Source organism: Pantoea sp. AS142, assembly GCF_037152305.1.
In the GTDB taxonomy this organism is placed as follows: Bacteria; Pseudomonadota; Gammaproteobacteria; order Enterobacterales; family Enterobacteriaceae; genus Pantoea.
Map to the genome: position 1 here is coordinate 512,813 of NZ_JBBCMO010000002.1, position 23,294 is coordinate 536,106.

Genomic DNA, 23,294 nt, shown 5'->3' on the forward strand with positions numbered 1-23,294 from the left:
GCGGGCGCTGACAGGTTTTTATATTCAATATTAAGGATATGACAATAATAAAATGATGATTTTTCCCCCGGCGCTTAATTTCTCGCTGTCCTGAAAACCCTGAATAAACGCGATCAATTTCCCCTGAATCGATCTCTATATCTCTCTTCGGACGCAAGGTATCGCCATCACCTGACTGCCGGATAATCTCATCATTGTCATATTTCAGAAAAATATTCCTGTTTTTAGCATTTGTGATCGCTGCGGGTATTCACTGAGAATGAGAACAGAAAGTTATGGGAATGATAAAACGCCGCAAGCCCGCAGTTTTGCTGGCTTTATCGGGCTAACTAAACCTGACAACAGATTAAGAGCGCATTGCATTTTTCCCTCTGGGGGACCATTTACACTCAGGAGAAAGGTTCCAGTGAAATTCACAAAAGGCATGATCTTCTTCGCACTGGCGATGAGTGCGAACACTACCCTTGCGGCCGAAACGTCAGTGCCTGCTGACAGTTCGCTGCATGTGAACGCCGATCCGGCACTGAAAAGCCTGATACCTGCGGATATCCTCAAGCGGGGCTACATTGTGGCGGGAACAAACCCGAACACGCCGCCGACGACTTTTTATAAAGAAGATAATAAGACGCTGGCCGGTCGCGAAATCGACATCATGAATGCGGTGGGTGAACGTCTGGGTATTGCGGTGCAGTGGCGCGATACCGGCGGCTTCGACAATATTATACCCGGTCTGAAAACCGGGCGTTACGATGTGGCGCTGTCGAACATCAACGCCACACCGACCCGCCTGAAACAGATCGACTTTGTCGGCTACTACAACGCCAGCCTGCTGGGGATTATTTCCCGTAAAGACGCCAGCATCGCCCCGTTCAAATCACTCAGTGACGTATGTGGCAAAGAGGTCGGCGCTGGCTCCGGCACCACCCAGGTGACGCGGCTGGAAGAAGCCAGTAAAACCTGTGAGGCCGCAGGTAAACAGCCCATTAAGGTAGCGATATTCCCGGATCGTCCGGCTGGCGTGCAGGCGGTGGTCAGCGGTCGCGTACCGATGTTCCTCGGCCCCTATGAAGGGCTGCTGTGGCAGGTAAAAGTCATTAAACCGCTGACCATGAGCGGTGAAATTACGGTTAACGATGCACCGGTCTCTGTCGCTTTTCCGAAGGCCTCTCCGCTGGAGCCAGCCGTGCAAGCCGCGCTGAACACATTAATCAACGATGGCAGCTACCGGAAAATCCTCGATAACTGGGGGATCGGATTTGGTGCCGTGACCGAAGCCCGACGCAACGAAGAGATTTTTAAATGAGTGAGATTCAGGACCACGCTGACGACCTGAAAATCGTTGGTAAACGCTACTACGGACGCTGGCTGAGTGCGCTGGTGGTGCTGTTATGCGTGGTGGCGATGGCACATTCGATGATTAACAATCCGCGCTTTGAGTGGGGCATCATTGCAGAAAACTTCACTGCGCCCTCCATTTTGCAGGGTGTGCTTATGACGCTGCAGCTTACCGCCATTTCAGTGGTGCTGGGATTTGCCTTCGGCACGGTGCTGGCGCTGATGCGACTCTCATCTAACCCGGTGCTGGTTGCGGTGAGCTGGGCTTATACCTGGTTTTTCCGTGGCGTGCCGATGCTGGTGCAGTTGTTTCTCTGGTACAACATCGCGGCGCTCTATCCCCGAATCGCGCTGTCGATTCCCGGTTTAGGTGAGATCTGGAGTGCGCAATCCAACGCGCTGGTCAGCCCGTTTAGTGCGGCAGTGATCGCGCTGGTGATGCATCAGTCCGCCTATGCCGCAGAAATTGTACGCGCGGGTATCCAGAGCGTTGGCAATGGGCAGATTGAAGCGGCACGCGCGCTGGGTTATCGCCCGGCTCAGATTTTCCGTCATACCGTTTTACCGCAGGCGATGCGCGCCATTATGCCGCCAGCGGGTAACGAAATCATTGGTCAGTTGAAAACCACGGCAGTGGTGTCGGTGATTTCTCTGCAGGATGTGCTGTTTTCGGCGCAGATTATCTATCAGCGCACCTATGAAGTGATCCCGCTGCTGCTGGTCGCCACCTTATGGTACCTGCTGATGACCTCGGTATTGTCGGTGGGCCAGTATTATGTGGAACGTTACTTTGGTCGCGGCGTCACACGCCGTGAAAAGCGCAGCGGCTGGTCGTTGTGGCCACGCATCTCGCTGCCGAAAACGCAAAGGAGTGTGAGCAATGGCTGAAGCGATCGCACTGCGTAAGGTCACTAAGCGTTTCTCTGGCGTCACTATCCTCGACAACGTCAACCTGGATATCCCTGCGGGATCGGTCACGGTGATCCTGGGGCCATCCGGCTCGGGTAAATCCACGCTGCTGCGCTGCATTAATCATCTTGAAAAGCTGGATGGCGGCACCATCCGTATCGGCGGCCAGAGGGTGGGCTACCGGCAAAAGGGCCAGGCGCTACACGAGCTTAACAGCAGCGCGATTGCACGCCAGCGCGCAGAAATCGGCATGGTTTTTCAGCAGTTCAATCTCTTCCCGCACCGCACCGTGTTGCAGAACATTACGGATGCGCCGATGCGGGTGAAAAAGCAGAGCCGTCATCAGGCAACCAGCAAAGCGCTGGCGCTGCTGAAGCAGGTGGGGCTGGCGGGTCGTGAAGAGGAGTGGCCGCAAAACCTGTCCGGCGGTCAGCAGCAACGCGTGGCAATTGCCCGCGCACTGGCGATGGATCCTGGCGTCATGCTGTTTGATGAACCCACCTCGGCGCTTGACCCGGAACTGGTGGGGGAAGTGCTGCAGGTGATTAAGCAACTGGCGCATTCTGGTATCACCATGGTGATTGTCACCCATGAAATCGGATTTGCCCGCGAGGTGGCCGATAACATCGTCTTTATGGAGAGCGGCAAAATTGTAGCGGCTGGCCCAACGCAGCAGGTTATTGATGACCCGGACAACGGACGCGTCAGAAACTTTATTGCCACGGTGCTCTGAGCGCCTTTTTTTTGTAGTAACCAGGAATCAGAATGACGCAGAAACCGGTTATGCACAGTGCCCACTGGGGCGCATTTCACGCCCAGCGCAGCGGCGATCGGTTAATTATCGAACCATTCCGGCACGATCCCGATCCCAGTCCTCTGTTGCAGAACTTCCGACATGCACTCCATCATCCGGCACGCGTTGCGCAGCCGATGATACGGCGTGGCTGGCTGGAAAACGGGCCGGGTGCGGATCGGCGCCGGGGGGCCGATGAGTATGTCGCGGTTAGCTGGGAGGAAGCCAGTCAACGGGTCGCGCGGGAACTTAAGCGGGTCGGTGAGACTTACGGCCCGGCGGGGATCTTCGGCGGGTCCTATGGCTGGTCAAGTGCGGGCCGCTTTCATCACGCACAAAGTCAGGTCCACCGTTTCCTGAACACCACGCTGGGCGGGTATGTGCGCTCGGTAAATAGCTACAGTTCCGGGGCGGCCTCGGTGCTACTGCCACATATCGTCGGCGACATGAACGAGATCGCCCGACGTGGCGTGAGCTGGGAAGAAATTGCCGGTCACAGCGACGTGGTGCTGGCGTTTGGCGGCCTGGCGCTGAAAAACGCACAGGTGGCCAGCGGCGGCCTGAGTGAGCATACCGAACGCGGTTTTATGCAGCGTGCGGCACAGCGCGGCACCCGTTTTATCTCGGTGAGTCCGCTGAAAAGCGATCTGCCTGAGGAAGCGCAGGGCGAATGGCTGGCGCTGCGTCCCGGAACGGATGCGGCGTTTATGCTCGGTCTGCTGGCGGTGTTGATTGCTGAAGGGTTAACCGATGAAGCGTTTCTGACGCGCTACTGTGTCGGCTGGCCTCAGATGGTCGCCTACATTCGCGGTAAAGAAGATGGCGTGGTGCGTGACGCACCCTGGGCGGCCGCGATCTGTGGTGTCAGCAGTGACCTGATCAGGGAGTTCGCCCGACAGCTTTACGGTCAGCGCGTACTGGTTACTGTCGCCCATGCCTTACAACGCGCTGAGCATGGCGAACAACCCGTGTGGCTTGGCCTGGTGCTGGCGGCAGCGCTCGGACAGCCAGGGCTGCCCGGCGGTGGATACACCTATGCGCTGGGTGCGCTCGGTCATTACGGCAAACATCACAACCTGGTCAGCTTTCCTGCCCTGCCACAGGGGAAAAACGGTATCGACCGCTTTATTCCGGTGGCCCGTATCGCCGACATGCTGCTCCATCCCGGCGCGAAGTTTGACTACAATGGCCGCCAGCTTACTTATCCTCATATCCGGCTGGCTTACTGGGCGGGGGGGAATCCATTTCATCATCATCAGGATCTGGCGCGGCTGCGTCAGGCATTTTGCCAGCTGGATACGCTGATTGTGCATGAAAGCGCCTGGACCGCTACTGCCCGCCATGCCGATATCGTCCTGCCCGCCACCATGACCCTGGAGCGCGAGGATATCGGCGGTGCGCCGACCGACCGCCATTTAATCGCCATGCAGCCGGTGGCACAGCCTTACGCCGAAGCGCGGGATGATTACACCATTTTCCGTGATCTCGCCCGGCGGCTCGGCAGGGAGGAGGCTTTTAGCGAAGGGCGCGATGCGCGTGGCTGGCTGCACTATCTTTACCGTCAGCTACAGGAAAAACTGGCGGCGCATCAGGTGCAGACACCGGATTTTAATCAGTTCTGGCAGCAGGGCACACTGGCGTTGCCGCAGGTTAAAGATGGTGGCCGGATGATCAATGCGTTTCGCGCTGACCCTGATGCCGCACCGCTGCCCACAGCAGGCGGCAAAATTGAGATCTTCTCCGCCACTATCGCCAGCTTTGGTTATGACAACTGTCCCGGCCATCCGGTATGGCGTGAACCGCAGCAACAACCCAGCGCCGACTATCCCTTTTGGCTGATTGCTAATCAGCCCGCAACGCGTCTGCACAGCCAGCTCGACTTTGGTGATTTCAGTCAGAGCAGCAAGCGTGGCGGGCGTGAAGTCTGTAGCCTCAACAGCGAGGATGCGGCAGCGCGGGCTATCGCTGATGGCGATATCATTGAGCTGTATAACGATCGCGGCCATGTGCTTGCCAGCGCACGTCTCACCGACACCATTATGGCCGGCGTGGTTCAACTGCCAACCGGCGCCTGGTACGATCCGGTCGACGCCACTGCCGCCCGTCCGCTATGTCGTCATGGTAATCCGAATGTACTGACAATGGATATCGGGACGTCATCGCTTGCGCAGGGATGTAGCGGGCAGATTACGGTGGTACAGGTGCGAAAATTTGCCGGGGAAGTTACGCCGGTGCAGGCCTTTATTCCCCCGTTATGAGTCGGTTACAGGGCGCTCAGCACTGCGCGCCCCAGCGCCTGCAACTCTGCCGTTGAACGTAACGCGCTGGCTGCCAGCAGATCGGGTGACGCGTCCTTCAGTGCCAGTTGCAGTTTCCTGTTTACGTTCACCCCCTCTGCCAGTGACTGCTGGCGCGTACGCCGCTGATGCAGCGTTGTGCCATCCGCAAGCGCCAGCGTGACGTCATGAAAGCGCAGGGCGGGATTGATCGCATCGGGCGGCGCACGTTCATCAGGTATACGGCGGACGCGGGCGGCCAGCGGCATAATCTGATGATTGAGATCCCCTTCGGCAAAATCCTGTAAGCGCAGATCGCCATAGATCAGCATCGCGGCAATCACATATTCCAGACTGAAGCGTGCTTCAATCCCGTGAGCCGGTACTGATATTGAGGCCGCAAGATCACCGCCTGGCGGAAAAGCGACGGTGATATCCACAATCTGGTTCAGCAGCATATCAAGGGATTTTCCAGCCGCCAGCCACCGCTGGCGCAGCATCCGTGCTGCTTCTGCTGCACTGTGAGTACCGGCGCAGGTCGGGAAAGGTTTGAATTCCAGTCCGGGCGTACTAATCCGCCAGGGGGTGCCCCAGTTATCCAGCAACGTCTCCGGCTGAGCCTGACCCGAACTGCTGGCCGCAAGAAAGGCTTCAATCACGCCCGCCTGGCGGCCACCGATTCCGGCCAGCGTCAACTGAACGGCTGTTACCGCACGTTCTGCAGCAAAGCCCGCGTGCAGCGGTTTTACCGCCGAGCCAAACTGTGCGCGTAAACCGCTGGCCTGGGTGGCCGCAATCCCCAGCAGGGTGGCGGTGGCATCCCTCTCCAGCGTCAGTAAACGCGCCAGTGCCGCCGCCGCCGCAAGGGTGCCCAGCGTCGCTGTGTTGTGGTGGCCCAGCGCGTAATGTTGCTGGCTGACCGCCAGTCCCAGACGACCTGCCATTTCCACGCCCGTGACGTAAGCATCCAGAAACAGGTTCAGGCTTTTGGGTTCATACTGTTGCCAGGCGAAAAGCGCAGACAGGATCACCACACTGGGATGGCCGCGGAAATCGGCATGGAAATCATCATAGTCCAGCGCGTGACCGGCGTAACCCAGCAGCAGCGCCTGCGATCGCACGCTGCCGTCGTGGTAGAGGCTGCGCAGTGCCGGTAAGCCACTATCCGGCACCTGACCCTGTAACACCGGCCAGCTCACCGCCAGAAAATCCCGAACGCCTTCACGTGCCTGTGCATGCGCTGACGTATTCGGCTGACTATGAAGAATATGCTCCGCCAGAGCTGCAGTCAGGTTCATTGCGGTTGCGCCAGAGAAACGAGGGCCGCCCGCGCCAGATCGGCCAGATAGTGTGCCGTTGGCAGCAGCACCTCATCATTAACACGGAAGGCAGGATGATGCAGCGCATAGGGTTCACCGGTGCCAATCATCATAAAGGCGCCAGGCAGTTGTTGCTGGTAGAAGGCAAAGTCTTCGCCAATCGGACTCGCCTCCACCACGTGCGCGTCAAATCCGCTCTTTTCTGCCTGCTGCTTAAGCAGGATCGCAGCCCCTAGCGCTGCTGCGCTGTGAAAATCATGCCCGCAGGCGTGCATTACGCCTGGACGCTGGGAGCGATAGCTGACGCCGGACTGCTCTTCAATCGGCAGTGCATCAATATCTGCCCGCAGCACGACAAGCGGCCCTCCTGATGTACCAATCTCCGCCACCAGGCCGGTTTTCAGCGGCAGATCGAGAATACGTATCTGCTGCTGCTCCCGTTGCCCCCGCAGTCGGGCCGTGGTTTCGAATTCCTGATTCGACAGCTCCGGGAATTGATGCAGTTCATGGCGGAACGCGATCAGCTGCTCGCCTGATATGGCTGGGATAGTGATGCTCATTGTGCGTGCCTTTGTGCTGCCGTCTGGCGGCGCTGCCAGGCAGCATGTGCCGCCGGATCCAGTACTTTCTTCATATAGAGGGTGAGATGACCTTTACCAAGATCGCAGGTATGGATAGGCTGGAAGCCGCGTTTCAGGTACATCGCTTGCAGCCAGGGGTGGCTGGTAGCCGTCCCCAGCGAGACCGCAGGGGCTCGAAGCTGACCGATCAGAATGTCCCGTTCTACCCGCTCCAGAACCTGGCGACCAAACTGCTGACCAGGATAGTCAGGGTGCGCACCAAACCAGCCAATATGCGGCAGACCAAACGGGCCGGGCAGCGGTCCCCAGGGATAGCGTACGGTCACTGACGAGACCATCTCCTCGCCGACATATAGCGCATACACCCCGTGACTCTGCAGATGGCGCAATGCCATAGCGCGGTCAGCGGTGGCGGCATCAAACTGAATACCCAGCGCTTTAACGGGTGCATAAGCAGCATGCATTAACGCCAGATAAACATCTGTTTCATCTTCTCTGACCTGACGAAAATCGAGTGGCATGATATTTCCAGAAAAACTGCCATACGTGCAGTTAATTAATTCAGCGAGAATGAAAGATTAACAGTAAAAAGCCAGAGTTCTATATGTGAAAACTCACTAACTTCATGCAGATTTGTGAATAGAGAATGGCCGGTTTTTAATTGCTTAAATTATTATTTATCGTAGTATTCGAAAAAGAAATGACGTGGTTGTATCGATACTAACCAAATGTAATTAAAGCCTTTTTGGATTAATTCTTATATTCAGGATGCCGTTGTGTTAGCGATGACTTCCCCGCGCGCCTATGCGCATGAGGCGGGCCTGCGCACGCGCGTGGGTCAATTTATTAAACCCTATGCCACCCGAATTCATATTTTTACCTCTCCTCGTGCGTGGCAGGCAGTTAATCCGGAATTAAGCCAGAATCTTAAAGATTGTGGCATCCGCTGGCAGCTGGAGTATTTATCCGGCGAATGTACCGAACAGGCCATCGCCAGCGTAAAGCACAATATAGAACAGCAGGGCGCCGACCTGCTGCTGGCGATTGGCGGTGGACGGGTGCTGGATACAGCCAAAGCCGCCGCCAGCCAGCTACCGGCGGTCACGCTGGTTAACTTTGCAACCCAGGCGGCGACCTGCGCGGCCTGGTCACCCATTGCCATCCTTTATAACGCGGCGGGCGGGCATCTGCGCAGCCAGCCATTGGGAAAAATGCCTGAGCTGGTGCTGGTGGACAGTGACGTGATCGCCCGGAGTGACGTGCGGTATCTGAAAGCAGGCATCGTTGATGCGCTGGCGAAATATTATGAATTCCGGCCTTACCAGCAGCATAACCCGGAGGATTTGGCTCTGGATTTGAAGGTGATGAACGCGCGACAGGCTGTTGACGCTTTTCAGCAATATGGTGATGCCGCAATTGCGGCCTGTCAGCAGCAGCGGGTCACACCAGAACTGGTTAAAGTTATTGATGCCACTATCGTGCTGGCGGGGCTGGCAAACAGCGTTCGCGATGTCCTGCCGACGCCGGGTCTGGCGCATGCCATTCACAATCGTCTGACGCACCAGCCGGAGCTGCATCACTGGCTGCACGGCGAGAAAGTGGGTTTCAGCCTGTTGGTGCAGTCGCTGATTGAGCATGATGGCGTCCCGGATAGCGGGCTGCTGGCACTGCTGCGGCAGTATGACATGCCGTTAACGCTGCCCGCGTTACACGGCGATCGTCATGCCGCGCTGCGCAACATCGCGCAGCAGATTACATTCCCGGCAGCCAGTGCAGAACGTCTGCCGTTTACCGTCTCCGCCCGCGCACTGGAACAAGCGCTGCTGGCGACCGACACGCTTTTATAGGCGCGCTGCGCCACGCTTTTTCATCTTTCAGACCAGGAATAGTTTATGCACTCTGTAACTTCATCACGTCGCCTGCGGCTCGGCCTGTTTGTTCAACCGGTGGGCCAGCATGTCAGCGGCTGGCGTCTGACGGAACAGTTGGGCGACCCCACCGACATTGACTGGCTGATCACGCTCGCTAAAAAAGCCGAAGCGGGAAAGTTCGACCTCTTCTTTGTTGGCGATGCCCTGGCGACCAGCCTGTATCGTCTGCCGTCGACCATGGCACGGCTGGAGCCGCTGACGATGCTGGCGGCGCTGGCAGTCAATACCCGACGCATTGGCCTGGCCGCGACCGCCTCCACGACCTTCAGCGATCCCTTTACGCTGGCGCGTAGCTTCTCATCGCTGGATCACATCAGCCGGGGGCGTGCCGCGTGGAACGTCGTGACGTCGTTTTCCACAGACGTTGCACGTAACTTCAGTCGCAATGACATGCCCGATCACGCGTCACGTTACGCCCGTGCGCGGGAGTTCCTTGAGGTGGCATACCAACTGTGGGAGGGCTGGGAAGCGGGAGCCGTTCAGCCTGACAAAGCGACCGGGGACTATTTTGTTGATAAGAAGATCACGCCGATTAATCATCAGGGCGAGCATTTTCAGGTGCAGGGCCCGCTGAATATCACCCGTTCGCCACAGGGACGTCCGGTAATTATCGAAGCAGGTTCCTCTGCAGATGGACAGAAGCTGGCGGCCGAGACGGCGGAAGTGATCTTTACCGCCTCTGCCAGTCTGGAAGAAGCGCAATCCTTCTATCATGCTCAGAAGGCGCAAGTCGTGGCCGCCGGGCGTAACCCGGAACAGGTGGTAATCATGCCTGGCGTGATGCCGATTATTGGCCGCACGCGCACAGAAGCCAGGGCGTTGTGGAAAGAGCTGAATACGCTGGTGGACATTGAAAATGGTCTGCGTCAGCTGTCACTGCGCTTTAGCATGGATCTCAGCCAATATCCGCTGGATGGTCCGGTGCCGGAGGTGCCGCTGGGCGAAGGCAATCAGAGCCGCGTTAAGCTGATGACCGATATGGCAAAACGCGAAAACATGACGCTGCGTGAGCTGGCTGCCGTCGCCGCCGGTTCGCGCGGGCACCGCGTGATTGTCGGTACGGCTGAAGATATCGCCGATGATTTCCAGCTGTGGCTGGCGCAGGGCGGCGCAGACGGCTTTAACATCATGCCAGCCATCATGCCGGAACAGCTGGATCTGTTTGTGGAATTAGTGATGCCTGAACTTCGTCGTCGTGGGCTGTTTCGCGAGGAGTATGAGTTTGCCACGTTGCGGGAGAATCTGGGGCTGGAAAGGGTATAAGGGGCTCTGCCGCGTTAACGGCGTGAAGATGATGAGATCTGCGCTGCCTGTTTTCCAGGCAGCCAGCAGATAAACGTTCTGCGGACGACAATCCTTCGTCAGCTGGATGATGAAGCTGCCCTTTACTGATCATGTTTACCCGCTCAATACCCGCCAGTAGGGTCTGTGCCCGCCGGAATGATTTGAATCCCGTCATCGGTCGCGTCGGTCGTTTGATGTTCCGGTGATCCTGCTCCGCAAGGGTGTTCCGATATTTGTTCTGCCTGGTCGTGATACTTTCTTCGTCAGGTTTGTCGGCATCCCGCCGGGCGGTCAGCAGGAAATCAAGGGTCTGCCCTGCGGTATCGACGGCCCGGTACAGGTATTTCCACTGTCCCCTGACTCTGATGCAGGTTTCGTCCATTCGCCAGCGCGGACCCACTGCACGTTTATACCTGCGGAACGCCTTATCCAGTACCGGCACCAGGCGGATGACCCGGCGGTGAAGCGTGGAGTAATCAACAATAATGCTCCGCTCAGCCATCCTCTCTTCCAGGTTACGGAGGCTGAGTGAGTACGCCAGCAACCAGCGAATACACTGGGCGATAACATCGGTGGGATAATGCAGGTGTCGGAAAGATTTTCAGATCAGGGACATAGCTGGCAACATTACAAAAAAAACAGCATGTTCCCGGACCCCGGCTTAATGCGACAGAACCTTATTGCCACAGGGGCACAAGAATTGGCAGATTGTTGCAAGGAGGGGGTTTTTGTTTTTGGGTAAAGTAAGGACGACGATTATTGCTCGAACTGGACAAGTCATCCCAACGGTCCATTAACGACGAAGCGGCACACATCATTTTCATACTGAACGTTTGTCCTGACCTGTGACATGGTGATCACCTTTCTGCTCCGCTTTGTGCCAGGAGCGGAAGTTTCTGACTCTGTCGTATTCATCTTCAGCGTTTCTGAACAACGCTATGCAAAACGTGTGTTATCAGTTGCAGTACCTGCCATCGCCCTGAATTTAATCGTGATTTTCAGTCAGGAAACCAGACTTAAAGTATACATTTAACGACGATTACGTTCTCCCTCATGAAATGGCCAATGTCTGAATATCATTTTGTATTACTTACTGCTCACTCATGATCCCCGGCTGTTTCACGCTGACAGTTAATACAAAACGTATTAATATTGATTCCTTGATAAGGATAACTAACGGAACAGATAATCACTCTCTGAGGCACACGCTCAAATATGAAAAAGTACCGCCGAGAAGATAGGTCTCACGGCCTTGAGGATAAACATGCAGCTCAAATACATCTGAAGATAAAGTATACTCACTCATTAAATTGTCAAAAATATCTGCTGGTAAGTCATCATCAGCCTTTTTGTTAACAGAGTTAACGGTATATCTGAAAATAGTTTCACTACCATGCTCTACCTCACCTTTATCCAGTAAAACAGTGCGATTTATTTTATATGTCTTTCCACTCGTCTCTGCGGTGCCATTCAGTAAGAAATATGCATGATTGGCCGATCTAATAATAAGATCCTGCTTGAGATGTATTGTTTGAATATCACCTTTATCTTTAAAGGTATAATCTGTAGAATACAGGCAGTTAAACGGAAGGGAAATCTGGTTATGTTGATAGTTATACCAATAAAACCCTGCAGGAAGCGCAAGTAAAATAAAAACTGTAAGGATGATTTTATTTATCATAATGCAAGCCATCACCAAAAAAATAATTCAAACAAACGTCGTTGATGCCTTTTTTATCACTTTCACAATAAGAAAGTAGTGTTCTTCCTTTTCCGTAAAGGGATTGTGATGAAATATCATCAAAATAAATCGTCACTCCCGGATGACAGCTTTTATCATTTTTTTTCAAATAATCATTAACCTTCGCAGAAATCCTCTCATATTGTTGGGAGTTAAGTTCAGAATAAAGGACGAGGTGACATCCACCCTTGAGCGTGGAGGTAACAGGAGTCTGGTCAACGCCGGTTTTGACATGAACTATCACACTCAGAAAAATTAATACGATAAGCAACAAGCTAAAAGCCATTATGTTTTTAAGGGACCAGATCCTGAAAAGACCTTTCGTGTAATGTGTGAATAAACGTGTTTCAATTACGTTATCATTTTCTCCACTTTCTTGAGAGAGGGCGTTTTCGGTATTATCTCTCTCTATTTGAACCCCGTCGATAATTTTGATCCCCACTTTCGGAATGGTCTCTATGAATTCTTCACAACCGAATGCCGAAACAGTCCGGCGCAACAGACTGAGATATTGATTAAGGTTATTATTTGAACCGACAAGCCCGAACTTATCCCACACCTCTTGTAACAGAAATTCACGGCGAAGGATGCTCCCGCCAGACTCGAGGATAATGAGCAGCAAACGCTGGGCCGGAATGGGCAGAACCACGGTGTCATTACTCTCAATTCGGTAAAGGGCTCCGTCCTCTACACGGAAAGCAATGCTTGAGTTGATAATATATCTCATAAAGAATTGTTATTACGTTTTAATTTGTTATTACAGTTTATGTTGCCAGATTCAGATATTCTATCACTTTTACTGATAAATTTCTCAGAATCAGAAGGTTACATTAAATAAAATTTTTAACCATTTTACAGTAAGTGAATCTATAAAAATACAGATAGGTGCAGTGAGATGAGAACTGATTTCTAACGTGCCTACCGCACTTAAAGTGTATATACCTGATTTACCTCCTTTTCGCCACCTTCTATCCTTTTTTTCAATCAGGGTAGCTGATTTCTTTACTCCAGAACCATCGCACTGTTCGAAGTATGATGTCGTGCGGGTGGTATGGCGTTCCGCGGTGTCCTATCAGCAGGGCGTAACCGCTCAAAATCTCACGTTCATGAAGATTTCCGGTCTGTAGAAAAAAACTTTAAAAAGTAGATAAATCTATATATTAGTATTTTATCAGAACAATAATCTATTTATGTGCATTTTAACAATATAATTGTACACGAGATCTGTGATGCTCAATACTTTCTTCAGAAGCACGGTTACTTCACGTGTCACCGTAATTAGAAATATCAGCCAGCCTGTTAAACAAACATGACTGGTCATTAAAGAGGCGCCGTACCTGCATGAATAATACAGTTGCGATCTCACGTAATGCACTAATCAATGCTCTCAAAAAATACGATTATTGCGAAACCCGGCATGTAGTTATATTTCTGACCCTACTCCAGGACTGCATACCTGACAGAGCTTCCTGTATTTACATACGAGAAAAGTTAGATGATTGCCTGAAAAAACATGATAACGGCTGCAGTCATTTTCAGCAAATACGCCTGGTTCTGATGAAAATCAATCAGCATCTTCTTGATGATATCGATGATTACAACTGTTAAACATTGAAAAGGGTGTAAAACGATGCTTAAAAAACTAATCGGTCCGTTTCTGCTGTGGATTTTCATTGCTCCGGTTGCTCATGCTTCACTGGTATTGGATCAAAATCGCGTTATATATCCTGGCGCGTTAGACCAGTCAGCGGAGGTTAAAATAAGCAATCCCACCCAGAATGATTTTTTGGTACAAGCCTGGGCAGAAGACAAAGATGGGCGATCACAGCAGGATATTTTTGTTGACCCCCCACTGTCAAAAATCAAGGGGCAGCATAAAATTTCACTACGAATCATGGCAATTAACCCGTCGCTGGTAAATAAACCCCAGGAGCAGCTTTACTGGTTAAATGTGAAAGAAATTCCAAAAATTGATAAGGCCACCAATGCCGCACAACTGGCAATAGTTATGCGCACCCGGATTAAAATACTCTATCGTCCGAAGGGAGTACCGGAAGACATGGAGCAGGCCTATAAAAATCTGGAGTGGAAACACAATTCATCCGGACTTCAGGTCTTTAATCCAACCCCTTATTATATAACTTTTGATAAAGTCTGGCTGGATAATAAAAAATCCAAAATTATCAAAGCAGACATGATCCCGCCGTTTAGCACCACCCTGATGGCAAAAGGGAGTGCGGGACAAGCAGCTGTCGTTAATTACACTGTAATTAACGACTTTGGTGACACTTCTGACGTCGTTCAGAAAAATGTACATTAACATCCCTTTAACAGGACAAAGAAATTGAATAAATTTACCCTGACCACGATGGCTTCCATACTGGTAATGACTTCTGCAGGTTCGCTGGCTTATGCGGACAGTGATAATACAGCAGTTGTACACTTCACTGGCAAAGTCACCGCCCCAACCTGTGAATTCACTTCACCGAATCAGACAGTACAATTGGATGCCGTACAGTCCAGTGACCTGGACAAAGTCGCCATGGGCAGCGCTATCTCTACTGGCCAAAAGAATTTTTCTCTGAATCTCGCCTGTGAGGCCAAGGCTGAAGCTGGTCATATTGCTATCACCGTAGACGGAACTGCTGATAGCAGCCAGCCTGCTGTACTGGCCAATTCGTCCGGCAGTGAAAGCGGTACCGGTCTGGAATTATTCTCTGAACAGGATCAAAATACGCCACTGGCGCTGAATAAAGAACTGCCGCAAAACGATTATCTGGACCGGTTGAATGAGGGCGATGACAATATTGGTTTTATTGTCAAATATGCACGTGACCGTAAAGACGTGACGGGTGGTGATGTATCAGCTGATGCTACCTTTGTGGTGTCCTACAAATAATCTGGTACAGGCCAGGAATAATGGATTTTTTCGCCTGTATTATGCTCATTAGAAAATAAGTTATGTTCAGGTGCAAATTCCATTTTTCTGCTATTATGCTGGCGATCAGCTTTTCTGCGCAGGGGGCCGATCAGTATGATCTCTCCCTGCTGGAGAATAAAGGTAATGCTGCCGTTGACGCCAGCTGGTTTAATAAAGGCAACGATATACTTCCGGGTGAATATGATCTTCAGTTGATCATTAATGAAAAGCCGCTAAGAAATACGAAAATTTCTGTAGGAGAATATCAGGGGAAAATTTTGCCATTATTTACGACTGCGCAGCTGGCAGAATGGGGATTAAAATTTAAGCACCTCAAAAATAAATCCGCTAAGCTACCACTGGACTTTTACTTCCCACACAGTAAGGTCGATATCGATCAGGGTGAACAAACTATTTCTCTGACCGTACCGCAGAAAAATTTTTCAGAATCTACGGAAGATGATGTAGCCAGCGAAGATGAATGGGATTATGGAATTAATGCCGCATTCACGAATTATTCACTGCAGTACGACCAGGCCCGTACCCAGGGTGTGGCGAATGAGCAAAACGTTTCAGGCACCCTGGAAAACGGGATTAATCTTGGCGAGTTTCAGCTACGCAATAGCGGCTATCTCGACAGGAGCAAACAGCAAAATCTGACCTACCGCAGCAGTACCTCCTATGTCCGTCATGATATAGATGCATTATCCAGTACAGCACTGGCGGGTGACTTTAACACCTCAGGGCTTTATTTTTCCAGCCTGCCGCTGCGCGGGATTTCGCTCGCCTCAAACATGGAAATGTTTTCCTCAGAAGAGAAATCATATATGCCAGCGATAGTCGGTATTGCCAGCGGCAATGCAACTATCATCGTCCGTCAAAATGGTTACGTTATTGCCACACGCAACGTCACACCGGGTCCCTACTCGATTAAAGATATCCCGGCGATGTCTGGCGCAGGCGATCTGCAAGTCACTGTACGCGAAGCAAACGGCAGCGAGCATATTTTTTATCAGCCATACAATAATATCGAAATGCTGATGCCCATAGATGTATTCAAATATGCTCTTGATGTGGGGAAAATCAGAAACACCTATACGAAAACAACTTCTCTGCTTGAAAGCGACATGCAATACGGTATCAGTAGTAATCTGACTCTGCTGGGCGGCCTGATGTATGCGGAGAATTATGCTAATAGCTCTGTCGGTATCGGAGTGAACGCGCGCTATGTTGGCGCTATGTACGGTATCGTAAATCTCAGCCAGAATTCGCTGGCTGAAGACGGGACACAGCGTGCAGAAAAATTTAAAATCGGTATCAATCGCGAACTTAGCCTGACCAAAACCTACCTTTCTGCCAGCTATGAACAGCAGACATCAGTAAACTATGCTGAACTCACCGATGCGTCTCATTCTGTGCAGGTACGCACTGAAAACGGTTTCCGCAAAAAGGCTTCCATACAACTGGAGCAGGCGGTGGGTCTCGGAAATCTGGCACTCATTGTTTCACAGCAGACTAACTGGAATGGATCAGCATCCACCGATGTCCGCAGCAGCCTGAATTACGATTTTAGTTACTTCACCCTGATCAGCAGCATCGACAATCAGCGCAGGCCTGATGGCAGTGATGACAAAACCTTTTCCGTAACGATTTCCATCCCGCTGGGCCGTGAAAAATATCACTATCTTTCACTCAGCAATACAGCCGGTCAGCAGAATCAATCTCAACAGGTGGCGCTGACAGGCAATCTTTTGCAGCAGCGTCAGTTGGGTTATGACGTCAATATGCAGAGTAGCACGGGCGGGAAACAGTTTAGTTCTACCCTCAATTATCTCAGCGAGTTTGGCAATAGCACCGGCAGCTTCCAGACTAGTAATGAGGGACAGCGGCTGACGCTCGGTATTCTGGGGGCCGCTATTATCCATCGTCATGGCCTGACCCTGGGGCAGAGAATGGGCAATGCCGCCGCGCTGGTGCATACCGATCACGTATCTAAACTCTCCGTGGAGAACGAGCAGGACGTGCGTACGGACTCCAGAGGAAACGCCTTTGTTCCAGACATTACGGCTTATCATCATAATGAAGAGTCACTGATAAATAACAGTAAAAATAAAAATATCGACATTCCTGAGGAAATTTTTTCTGCTACGCCGCGCACTGGTGCCATCGTTGAGCTGGACTTTGCCGCACACGCTCAGCAGAAGCAGTTTATTCGACTCATGGACGAGAAGGGGAATGCCATACCTTTCGGTAATGCACTGTATAGCGTAAATGGCAGGATGGTGGGGATCATTTCAGGCGGCGGCGTTGCGCATGTCAACGTTACAGATGACATGTGGCCGCTTCATTACAATAAGAATAATCAAAATATTATGTGTTCTCAGGTTAAAAAAGATAATCAATTTATATGGGATGTCGTATGCGATTTACATTAAAAAAAGCAATGGCCATTTTACTGCTGTCGCAGGCGGCGCAGATACATGCTGCTCAGCGGTCAGTGGGACTGGTAAGCAGTATTCATATTGGCGGCGGTACGCTCCGGGTGACCAATCGTACCCAGCCGCTCTCGCTGCTAAAGACGGTATCAGTTAATGTTTATGCAGCCTTCGGGCAAAATGCCAGAAGCCTAAAAATGGTGACCACATCGCCGCTCCTGGATCAACAGCGCGGTATTTACCAGTCGGATATCCCGGGGATTGGTTTTAGCGTGTGCGAGCAGGAAGGAGAAAACTGTCTGGTAGCGGGACAGACCAGGTCCTTAGCGGGTGCGCACTATAGTTTACGGCTGTATGCCACAGGGGGGATCCGTGGTGGATTGTATGCACCTGGTACGCTGATGCAGCTGCAAAGTGAATCACGAAGTGTACTGCTGACGATGAACAGTCTGCGGATAGACAGTATGCCATGTTCATTTACGGCTCAACGGGTTGACGTCAGGTTCCCTGACGTCACACTGAAATCGGGTGCCGATCAGCTGGCAGTAAAGGCGTTCTCTCTGCCGGTCAGCTGCAGCAGCAGCGATGACTATCGTAACGTACTGGTGTCTTTCAGCTATGCGGGCGAGATTTATCAGGAAAACACGATGCGCACTAATCTCAACGGTATCGGCATAAGCCTGAAAAGTTCTGCGGGCAAACAGATTAAACTCGGTTATCAGGCAGTAACCCCTCTGAATGACAGCACTTTTAGTGCCGTTTTATTGCGTATTCCTGGTGAAAAGGCGCAGGCGGGTAACATTAACACCAGTGCAACGGTAATGCTCACCATGCGTTAAACAGCTCTTCAGCCGGGATTTCCTCGGCATCAGGTTGTTCAGGGGGTCATGTGGCACCGGCTGTTATATTCAGCCAGTGTCCAATGATTTCCTTGTTCTCTTCAGTGTTCTGAGCAGATAAAAATCCATTATCTATGACCCGAACTTGATAGAGGCTCTGTCGCGTTAACGGAGTCAAGATGATGAGATCTGAGCTGCCTGTTTTTCAGACAGCCAGCAGATAAACGTTCTGCTGACGACAATCCTTCGCCAGCTGGATGATGAAGCTGCCCTTTACTGATCATGTTTACCCGCTCAATACTCGCCATTAGGGTCTGTGCCCACCGGAATGATTTGAATCCCGGCATCGGTCACGTTCGTAATTTGATGTTCCGGTGATCCTGCTCCGCAAGGCTGTTCAGATATTTGTTCTGCCTGGTTGTGATACTTTCTTCGTCAGGTTTGTCGGCATTGATCGCGGTCAACGCTGCGATATTTACAATAAAAAACAGTATCTTACCTGACCCCGGTTTAGTGCGACAGAACCGCAAAAATAGAAGGCAGTCAGGATGTTAAGGTCGTGATGAAGCATCGAACGATCAGGGAAAATCATGTTGTGATTTGCTTACTGACTGTTAATGAGTATGATTCTCATTCTTTATTCGGCCCGACCAGACCGGCCCGGAACCCTTTATTCCCCTACGGAGTTCTGCATGAAATCGATAAGTCCTCGCAAAGCCGCTGTTGCCATGGCGGTTGCCACTGCCTTTAGCCTGACAGCGTGTCAGGCACCTGCGAAAAAAGCCGATGCGCCAGCCGTGGAAGCGCCAAAACCGGGCAATACCGCCGTAACACAGCGTGTCCTGGGTGATGGTCTGTATGAAATGGCTTACTCCCCTGCATCAAAAGCGCTGTTTGTTGCCAGTGCGCAGGCGTTTAAGGATGTAAACGGCGGCATGATCTACCGTCTCGATCCCACCACACTGGCCACCCAGGGTGAAACACATACCGACATGAAAAACTTCGGTACCGCGATTGATGAAGAAGGGCTGGTGTTCTATACCACCAACTCGCTGGATGGCGCCGTCTCCAAAGTGGATGCAAAGAGCGGCAAAGTACTACAGCGTCTGGTATTCCCGGGCAAAATCAGTAAAGAGGGCTATCCGGCGGGTGCGCGTGAAGTGTTGTGGCATGGCAACGAACTCTATGTGGGTCGCGTGGCTGAACCGGGCTATATCTCGGTGGTTGACACCAAAACCTTTAAACTGAAAACCGAGATCAAAAACGCAGGAAAATGGGTGACGGGTATCCTTTACTCACCGCTGACTGAGCGCATTTATGCGGCCAATGGCTCCGGTGAAATTCTGGTGATTAATCCGCGTACTCACAAGATAGAGAAGCGCTGGACGGCAGGCGATGGCAAAGAGTATCTGTTCCTGAACATGGCGGAAGATCCAGAAACCGGTCGCCTGTTTGTCACAGATGATTCCAAAGGCAAAGCCACGCTGATCTTTGATGAGCGCACCGGCAAGGTCATTAAGCGTATTGAAGGCGATGCAATGGGTATTAAGTTCAACGCTAAGCGTAATGAGCTTTACATCAGCCAGCGCGAATCGAAGAAAGTGCTGCAGCTGGATGCCACCACCTATGCGGTTAAGAACAGCTGGTCATTCGACAAAAATCCCAACAGCTTGCTGATAGGGGCAGATAACAACACCCTGTTTGTCACCCTGAAAGCGGAATTTAATAAAGATTCCTCCACAAAAGGCACTGACGAGATTGCCCGTATCGCGCTGCCGTAATTGCGCGTTAAACCCTAACATGTTCGTCAGTTGAATCACCCGACTTGCGACCCAAGCAATAAGCCCGCTCAGGTTTCCCTGAGCGGGCTTTTCTAATGCTGGCGCTCTGACTGGACTCGAACTTCATCTGTTTCTCCTGCTATGAGTAGCATTAAAATGATCGTGTTATATTTACCCTCGTATTTAATCTGGCATTGCAAAAATATTCAATATATTCAATTTCTTATTACGGTACGCTTTGCAGGGCTTCACTGAACGATTGCCCTGTTTTGGTCGGTTATCCAACCGTTTTCTCTGCTCTGTTTCGCCGCTCACCCGCATCAAAACCGATATCTTTAGCCCTAACCAGCAAGGATCTGATGCTGTTTCAAATCAATCGGGCGGAAACGTCATCCGAAGAAAATCATCATTCACTTTAACGTGAAGGAGCCTGAGGGGAAAGCCAGGATTGGTATGACGCAACTGACTCATTTTTTATACCCGGACGAGTTTAAAGACGCTATCCGCGATGTTGAAAAAGGGATCGAACAGCCTGGCCTCACGTGACGTTTCAATGAAAAACATTAACAACAAGGTGGTTGTTATTTCAGAAATAAAAACCAGGCAATTTAATGCAGAGAAAGAAAGATTTTTTCATAAAACACAAATAAGCTGGAGAAAGATATATTCGGGTTTTATCAGTCGCTGATGAAAAATAAGAAAAATTGGATAGGTTCATTGAGGTTACTATCCCTTTTTAGGAAGGCGCATTTTATAAAGGAGATGATGAACCAGGTGGGTATTGTCCGTTCAGAAAGGTAAACCAGATGAAAGCACACGCATTTTAACGTTCATTGGTATTCACTCACCGGGATAAGTATAAAAATATCTTCGCATTATAAACTGGTAAATCCTGACAACGCAATAATCACGGTATTCCCCGTCATCACTTAACGATGAGGATTGCTTCTGTCTGATATTTATTGTGTGATAAACACGACGTCAGGTTTTAAAAAAATACCTATAAACGCCAGGGGGTAAGTTGTTCAGTCTTAGAATAAAGTAATGAACATATTTTTTGTGTCATTACAAACCTGCTCAGATAGGTTAAATCTGGCAGATAAAAAGAGGCAACGTGATATATACCACGGTAATGAACCCGGAATTTATCGATATTTTTTATCGATCGATAGTTTGTAGTTGATCGCTATCCTTTGTTTTTTATCAATCGATTTAAACGATATAACAAAATAATTAAATTCTATCCATTGATTAGAGAGTGGGCCCTAATCTGCGGGCAAGAGTGATCAGATCGGGGGAAATAAATCTGACTACATCTTCGAGCAATAAACGAAAGGACATCACGTCTTACCACTGGCGGTATCGCTGGTGTTTCTGTCTGGCTGCCAGCAGCGCAATGATGGTGAATAAGGTTAATGGGGCAATTAGTGCTTCATTGTCATCGTTGAAGAAAACGCTGGGTGTTTCAACTATCTGGTCAGAATCGTGGTCTGGTTTCACCCGTCGCAGGCCTTGGCTCTGTCTGCAAAGACCAGCAAAAGGGGATGGCTTGGAGTGAACGAGGGTGAACGACTGAAGAGGGATAACAGATTGCCAGAAAGCAAAAAACCAGACGTCAGTAGACATCTGGTTTCTTTAATTTGGCTCCTCTGACTGGACTCGAACCAGTGACATACGGATTAACAGTCCGCCGTTCTACCGACTGAACTACAGAGGAATCGCTTGAACGGGGCGAATAGTAGCGGCGCAGATCCCGCTTGTCAAAGACCAGTTTAACGAATTGCGTTCAAATGCGCGTAAAAGCAGCGGATTGGCGATTTTTTCCCAATTCTACTGGCTATACAAACTGCCAACAGGATCTCACTTTACGGGCATTTCTCCGTAGATGTTAGAGGCATGTCAAAGTTTTGTTATTTGCCGATGTTAAAACAACCGTTTCAGTGCTTTTATGATAAAAATTTCAAAAAGTTATTATATGGAATAAATAAACTGCTTATCATCACGGTCGTCATTAATCCCAGAAAGTGAAACGGTAATTTTAAACTAAATCTTTGTAGATCAGATGATTGTGAAAAGGAGTGGTCGATCACATTAATAGCCATAACCTGAAATCCAACCTCGATTGTCCCGAAACAGACACCAGACTGGCTGGGTGAATGTAAAAGATATTTTTCATTCGCCGTCACAGCCGCTAAGCAAGTTAACGAATAAGAAGGGTTTCTATGAACGTTAAAAAAACGATTGTCGCCTCACTGTTGGCCTGCATGTTACCCGCAGCGGTTATGGCAAAAGATATCTCGGTCGGCGTTTCAATGGCGCTGTTTGATGACAACTTTCTGACCATCCTGCGCAGCTCAATGCAAAAAGAGATGCAGAAAGATGCGGTTAAAGGACAGGTTGAGGATGCGAAGGGCGACGTTTCACAGCAATTGCAGCAGGTACAAAATTTTATCGGTCAGGGCGTGGATGCCCTGATTGTCAACCCGGTCGATACCAACGCGGTGAAACCGATTATGGATCAGGCGAGCAAAGCGGGTATCCCGCTGATCTTTGTGAACCGCCGTCCACAGGCTGAACTGACCGGCAAAATGGCTTATGTCGGTTCCGATTCTGAACTGGCCGGACGCTTGCAGATGGAAGCGCTGGCTAAAGCAATGAACGGCAAAGGCAACGTCGCCATTCTGATGGGTGACCTGGCAAATGAATCCACCCGCGACCGTACCAAAGGGGTGGAAGAGGTAGCGGCTAAATTTCCGGGCATCAAAATTGTTCAGAAACAGACCGCTAAATTCAACCGTAACGACGCAGTCGACGTGGTCAGTAACTGGATGACGGCCGGTGATGAGATCAATGCCATCGCCTCGAACAACGATGAAATGGCGATCGGTGCGCTGCAGGCGCTGGGTAAAAACCCGGACAAAATCCTGATTGCTGGCGTCGATGGTACACCGGATGCGCTGCAAATGCTGAAGCAGAGCAAGATGGTCGCCACGGTTTTCCAGGATGCGAAGGGGCAGGGTGAGGGCGCAGTGCAGACAGCGATCAAACTGGTTAAAGGCGAGAAAGTCCAGAAAGTGATCAACATTCCTTACCAGTTGATTACCAAAGAAAATATGGATCAGTTTACCCGCAGTAACCTGAATTAATCGT

19 protein-coding genes, 1 tRNA gene and 1 pseudogene are annotated in these 23,294 nt (G+C 50.9%); 12 read left to right on the plus strand and 9 right to left on the minus strand.

Annotation, left to right across the window (positions count from 1 at the left end; all coding sequences use genetic code 11):
- Positions 1-406 precede the first annotated feature (406 nt).
- The 4 genes from WFO64_RS07330 to WFO64_RS07345 are packed head-to-tail and all read left to right on the plus strand — an operon-like array spanning position 407 to position 5,295.
- The gene (locus WFO64_RS07330) at positions 407-1,303 is read left to right on the plus strand and encodes an ABC transporter substrate-binding protein (protein WP_337010280.1); all 897 of its coding nucleotides are present in this window, start codon (positions 407-409) and stop codon (positions 1,301-1,303) included.
- Entirely contained in the window at positions 1,300-2,223 is a 924-nt protein-coding gene (locus WFO64_RS07335) for an amino acid ABC transporter permease (RefSeq protein ID WP_337010282.1), read from the plus strand. Before WFO64_RS07330 ends, WFO64_RS07335 begins: the two co-directional genes overlap by 4 nt.
- Complete coding sequence (locus tag WFO64_RS07340) at positions 2,216-2,977, plus strand: amino acid ABC transporter ATP-binding protein (RefSeq protein ID WP_337010284.1); 762 nt, start codon at positions 2,216-2,218, stop codon at positions 2,975-2,977. Before WFO64_RS07335 ends, WFO64_RS07340 begins: the two co-directional genes overlap by 8 nt.
- Before the next feature lie 32 nt (positions 2,978-3,009).
- Complete coding sequence (locus WFO64_RS07345; protein WP_337010286.1) at positions 3,010-5,295, plus strand: molybdopterin-dependent oxidoreductase; 2,286 nt, start codon at positions 3,010-3,012, stop codon at positions 5,293-5,295.
- A 5-nt stretch (positions 5,296-5,300) separates the two neighbouring features.
- Here WFO64_RS07345 and WFO64_RS07350 read toward each other — a convergent pair whose 3' ends face one another.
- The 3 genes from WFO64_RS07350 to WFO64_RS07360 are packed head-to-tail and all read right to left on the minus strand — an operon-like array spanning position 5,301 to position 7,734.
- On the minus strand, positions 5,301-6,611 hold the full coding sequence (locus WFO64_RS07350; RefSeq protein WP_337010288.1) for an MmgE/PrpD family protein: 1,311 nt from the start codon (positions 6,609-6,611) through the stop codon (positions 5,301-5,303).
- A complete protein-coding gene (locus WFO64_RS07355; RefSeq protein ID WP_337010290.1) occupies positions 6,608-7,192 on the minus strand; it encodes a M20/M25/M40 family metallo-hydrolase in 585 nt (194 codons plus the stop codon). Before WFO64_RS07355 ends, WFO64_RS07350 begins: the two co-directional genes overlap by 4 nt.
- Positions 7,189-7,734: a GNAT family N-acetyltransferase gene (locus tag WFO64_RS07360; protein WP_337010293.1), complete on the minus strand. Its 546-nt coding sequence runs from the start codon at positions 7,732-7,734 to the stop codon at positions 7,189-7,191. Before WFO64_RS07360 ends, WFO64_RS07355 begins: the two co-directional genes overlap by 4 nt.
- A gap of 255 nt (positions 7,735-7,989) precedes the next feature.
- Here WFO64_RS07360 and WFO64_RS07365 point away from each other — a divergent pair, with 255 nt between their 5' ends.
- Entirely contained in the window at positions 7,990-9,060 is a 1,071-nt protein-coding gene (locus WFO64_RS07365; RefSeq protein WP_337010295.1) for an iron-containing alcohol dehydrogenase family protein, read from the plus strand.
- Between the two features lie 45 nt (positions 9,061-9,105).
- Complete coding sequence (locus tag WFO64_RS07370; RefSeq protein WP_337010297.1) at positions 9,106-10,407, plus strand: LLM class flavin-dependent oxidoreductase; 1,302 nt, start codon at positions 9,106-9,108, stop codon at positions 10,405-10,407.
- Here the strand turns inward: WFO64_RS07370 and WFO64_RS07375 are convergent.
- The 3 genes from WFO64_RS07375 to WFO64_RS07385 form a co-directional block, all read right to left on the minus strand.
- Positions 10,315-11,014 (minus strand): IS6 family transposase gene (locus WFO64_RS07375; RefSeq protein ID WP_442956135.1). Its coding sequence is split into 2 segments (ribosomal slippage): positions 10,315-10,480 and positions 10,479-11,014, totalling 702 coding nucleotides; the frame shifts between segments, so codons are not numbered across the junction. The genes WFO64_RS07370 and WFO64_RS07375 overlap by 93 nt on opposite strands.
- A gap of 603 nt (positions 11,015-11,617) precedes the next feature.
- Positions 11,618-12,109, minus strand: a complete 492-nt coding sequence (locus WFO64_RS07380; protein WP_337010298.1) for a FidL-like protein — start codon at positions 12,107-12,109, stop codon at positions 11,618-11,620.
- The gene (locus tag WFO64_RS07385; protein WP_337010300.1) at positions 12,099-12,896 is read right to left on the minus strand and encodes a winged helix-turn-helix domain-containing protein; all 798 of its coding nucleotides are present in this window, start codon (positions 12,894-12,896) and stop codon (positions 12,099-12,101) included. Before WFO64_RS07385 ends, WFO64_RS07380 begins: the two co-directional genes overlap by 11 nt.
- A 903-nt stretch (positions 12,897-13,799) precedes the next feature.
- Between WFO64_RS07385 and WFO64_RS07390 the strand changes: the two genes are divergently transcribed.
- The 4 genes from WFO64_RS07390 to WFO64_RS07405 all read left to right on the plus strand — a co-directional run bounded on the left by WFO64_RS07390 (position 13,800) and on the right by WFO64_RS07405 (position 18,363).
- A complete protein-coding gene (locus WFO64_RS07390) occupies positions 13,800-14,489 on the plus strand; it encodes a fimbrial biogenesis chaperone (RefSeq protein WP_337010302.1) in 690 nt (229 codons plus the stop codon).
- Positions 14,490-14,513: 24 nt separating this feature from the next.
- Positions 14,514-15,068, plus strand: coding sequence for a fimbrial protein (locus WFO64_RS07395; protein ID WP_337010304.1), 555 nt, complete (start codon positions 14,514-14,516; stop codon positions 15,066-15,068).
- 95 nt (positions 15,069-15,163) lie between these two features.
- The gene (locus tag WFO64_RS07400) at positions 15,164-17,524 is read left to right on the plus strand and encodes a fimbria/pilus outer membrane usher protein (RefSeq protein ID WP_337010306.1); all 2,361 of its coding nucleotides are present in this window, start codon (positions 15,164-15,166) and stop codon (positions 17,522-17,524) included.
- Positions 17,509-18,363 carry a fimbrial protein gene (locus WFO64_RS07405; protein ID WP_337010308.1) on the plus strand — a complete coding sequence of 285 codons (855 nt, stop codon included), beginning with the start codon at positions 17,509-17,511 and terminating at the stop codon, positions 18,361-18,363. The genes WFO64_RS07400 and WFO64_RS07405 overlap by 16 nt, the downstream gene beginning before the upstream one ends.
- A 205-nt stretch (positions 18,364-18,568) precedes the next feature.
- On the opposite strand, the pseudogene WFO64_RS07410 reads toward WFO64_RS07405, so the two are convergent.
- Positions 18,569-18,839: pseudogene (locus WFO64_RS07410) on the minus strand (DDE-type integrase/transposase/recombinase); the annotation flags it as partial.
- A 216-nt stretch (positions 18,840-19,055) separates the two neighbouring features.
- On the opposite strand from WFO64_RS07410, the gene WFO64_RS07415 reads away from it, so the two are divergent.
- Positions 19,056-20,144, plus strand: coding sequence for a YncE family protein (locus tag WFO64_RS07415; protein WP_337010309.1), 1,089 nt, complete (start codon positions 19,056-19,058; stop codon positions 20,142-20,144).
- A 1,347-nt stretch (positions 20,145-21,491) separates the two neighbouring features.
- Here WFO64_RS07415 and WFO64_RS07420 read toward each other — a convergent pair.
- Complete coding sequence (locus tag WFO64_RS07420; protein WP_337010311.1) at positions 21,492-21,770, minus strand: hypothetical protein; 279 nt, start codon at positions 21,768-21,770, stop codon at positions 21,492-21,494.
- 15 nt (positions 21,771-21,785) lie between these two features.
- Positions 21,786-21,861, minus strand: a tRNA-Asn gene (locus WFO64_RS07425).
- Positions 21,862-22,366: 505 nt separating this feature from the next.
- On the opposite strand from WFO64_RS07425, the gene WFO64_RS07430 reads away from it, so the two are divergent.
- On the plus strand, positions 22,367-23,290 hold the full coding sequence (locus WFO64_RS07430; RefSeq protein WP_337010313.1) for a sugar ABC transporter substrate-binding protein: 924 nt from the start codon (positions 22,367-22,369) through the stop codon (positions 23,288-23,290).
- The last annotated feature ends 4 nt before the right edge of the window (positions 23,291-23,294 follow it).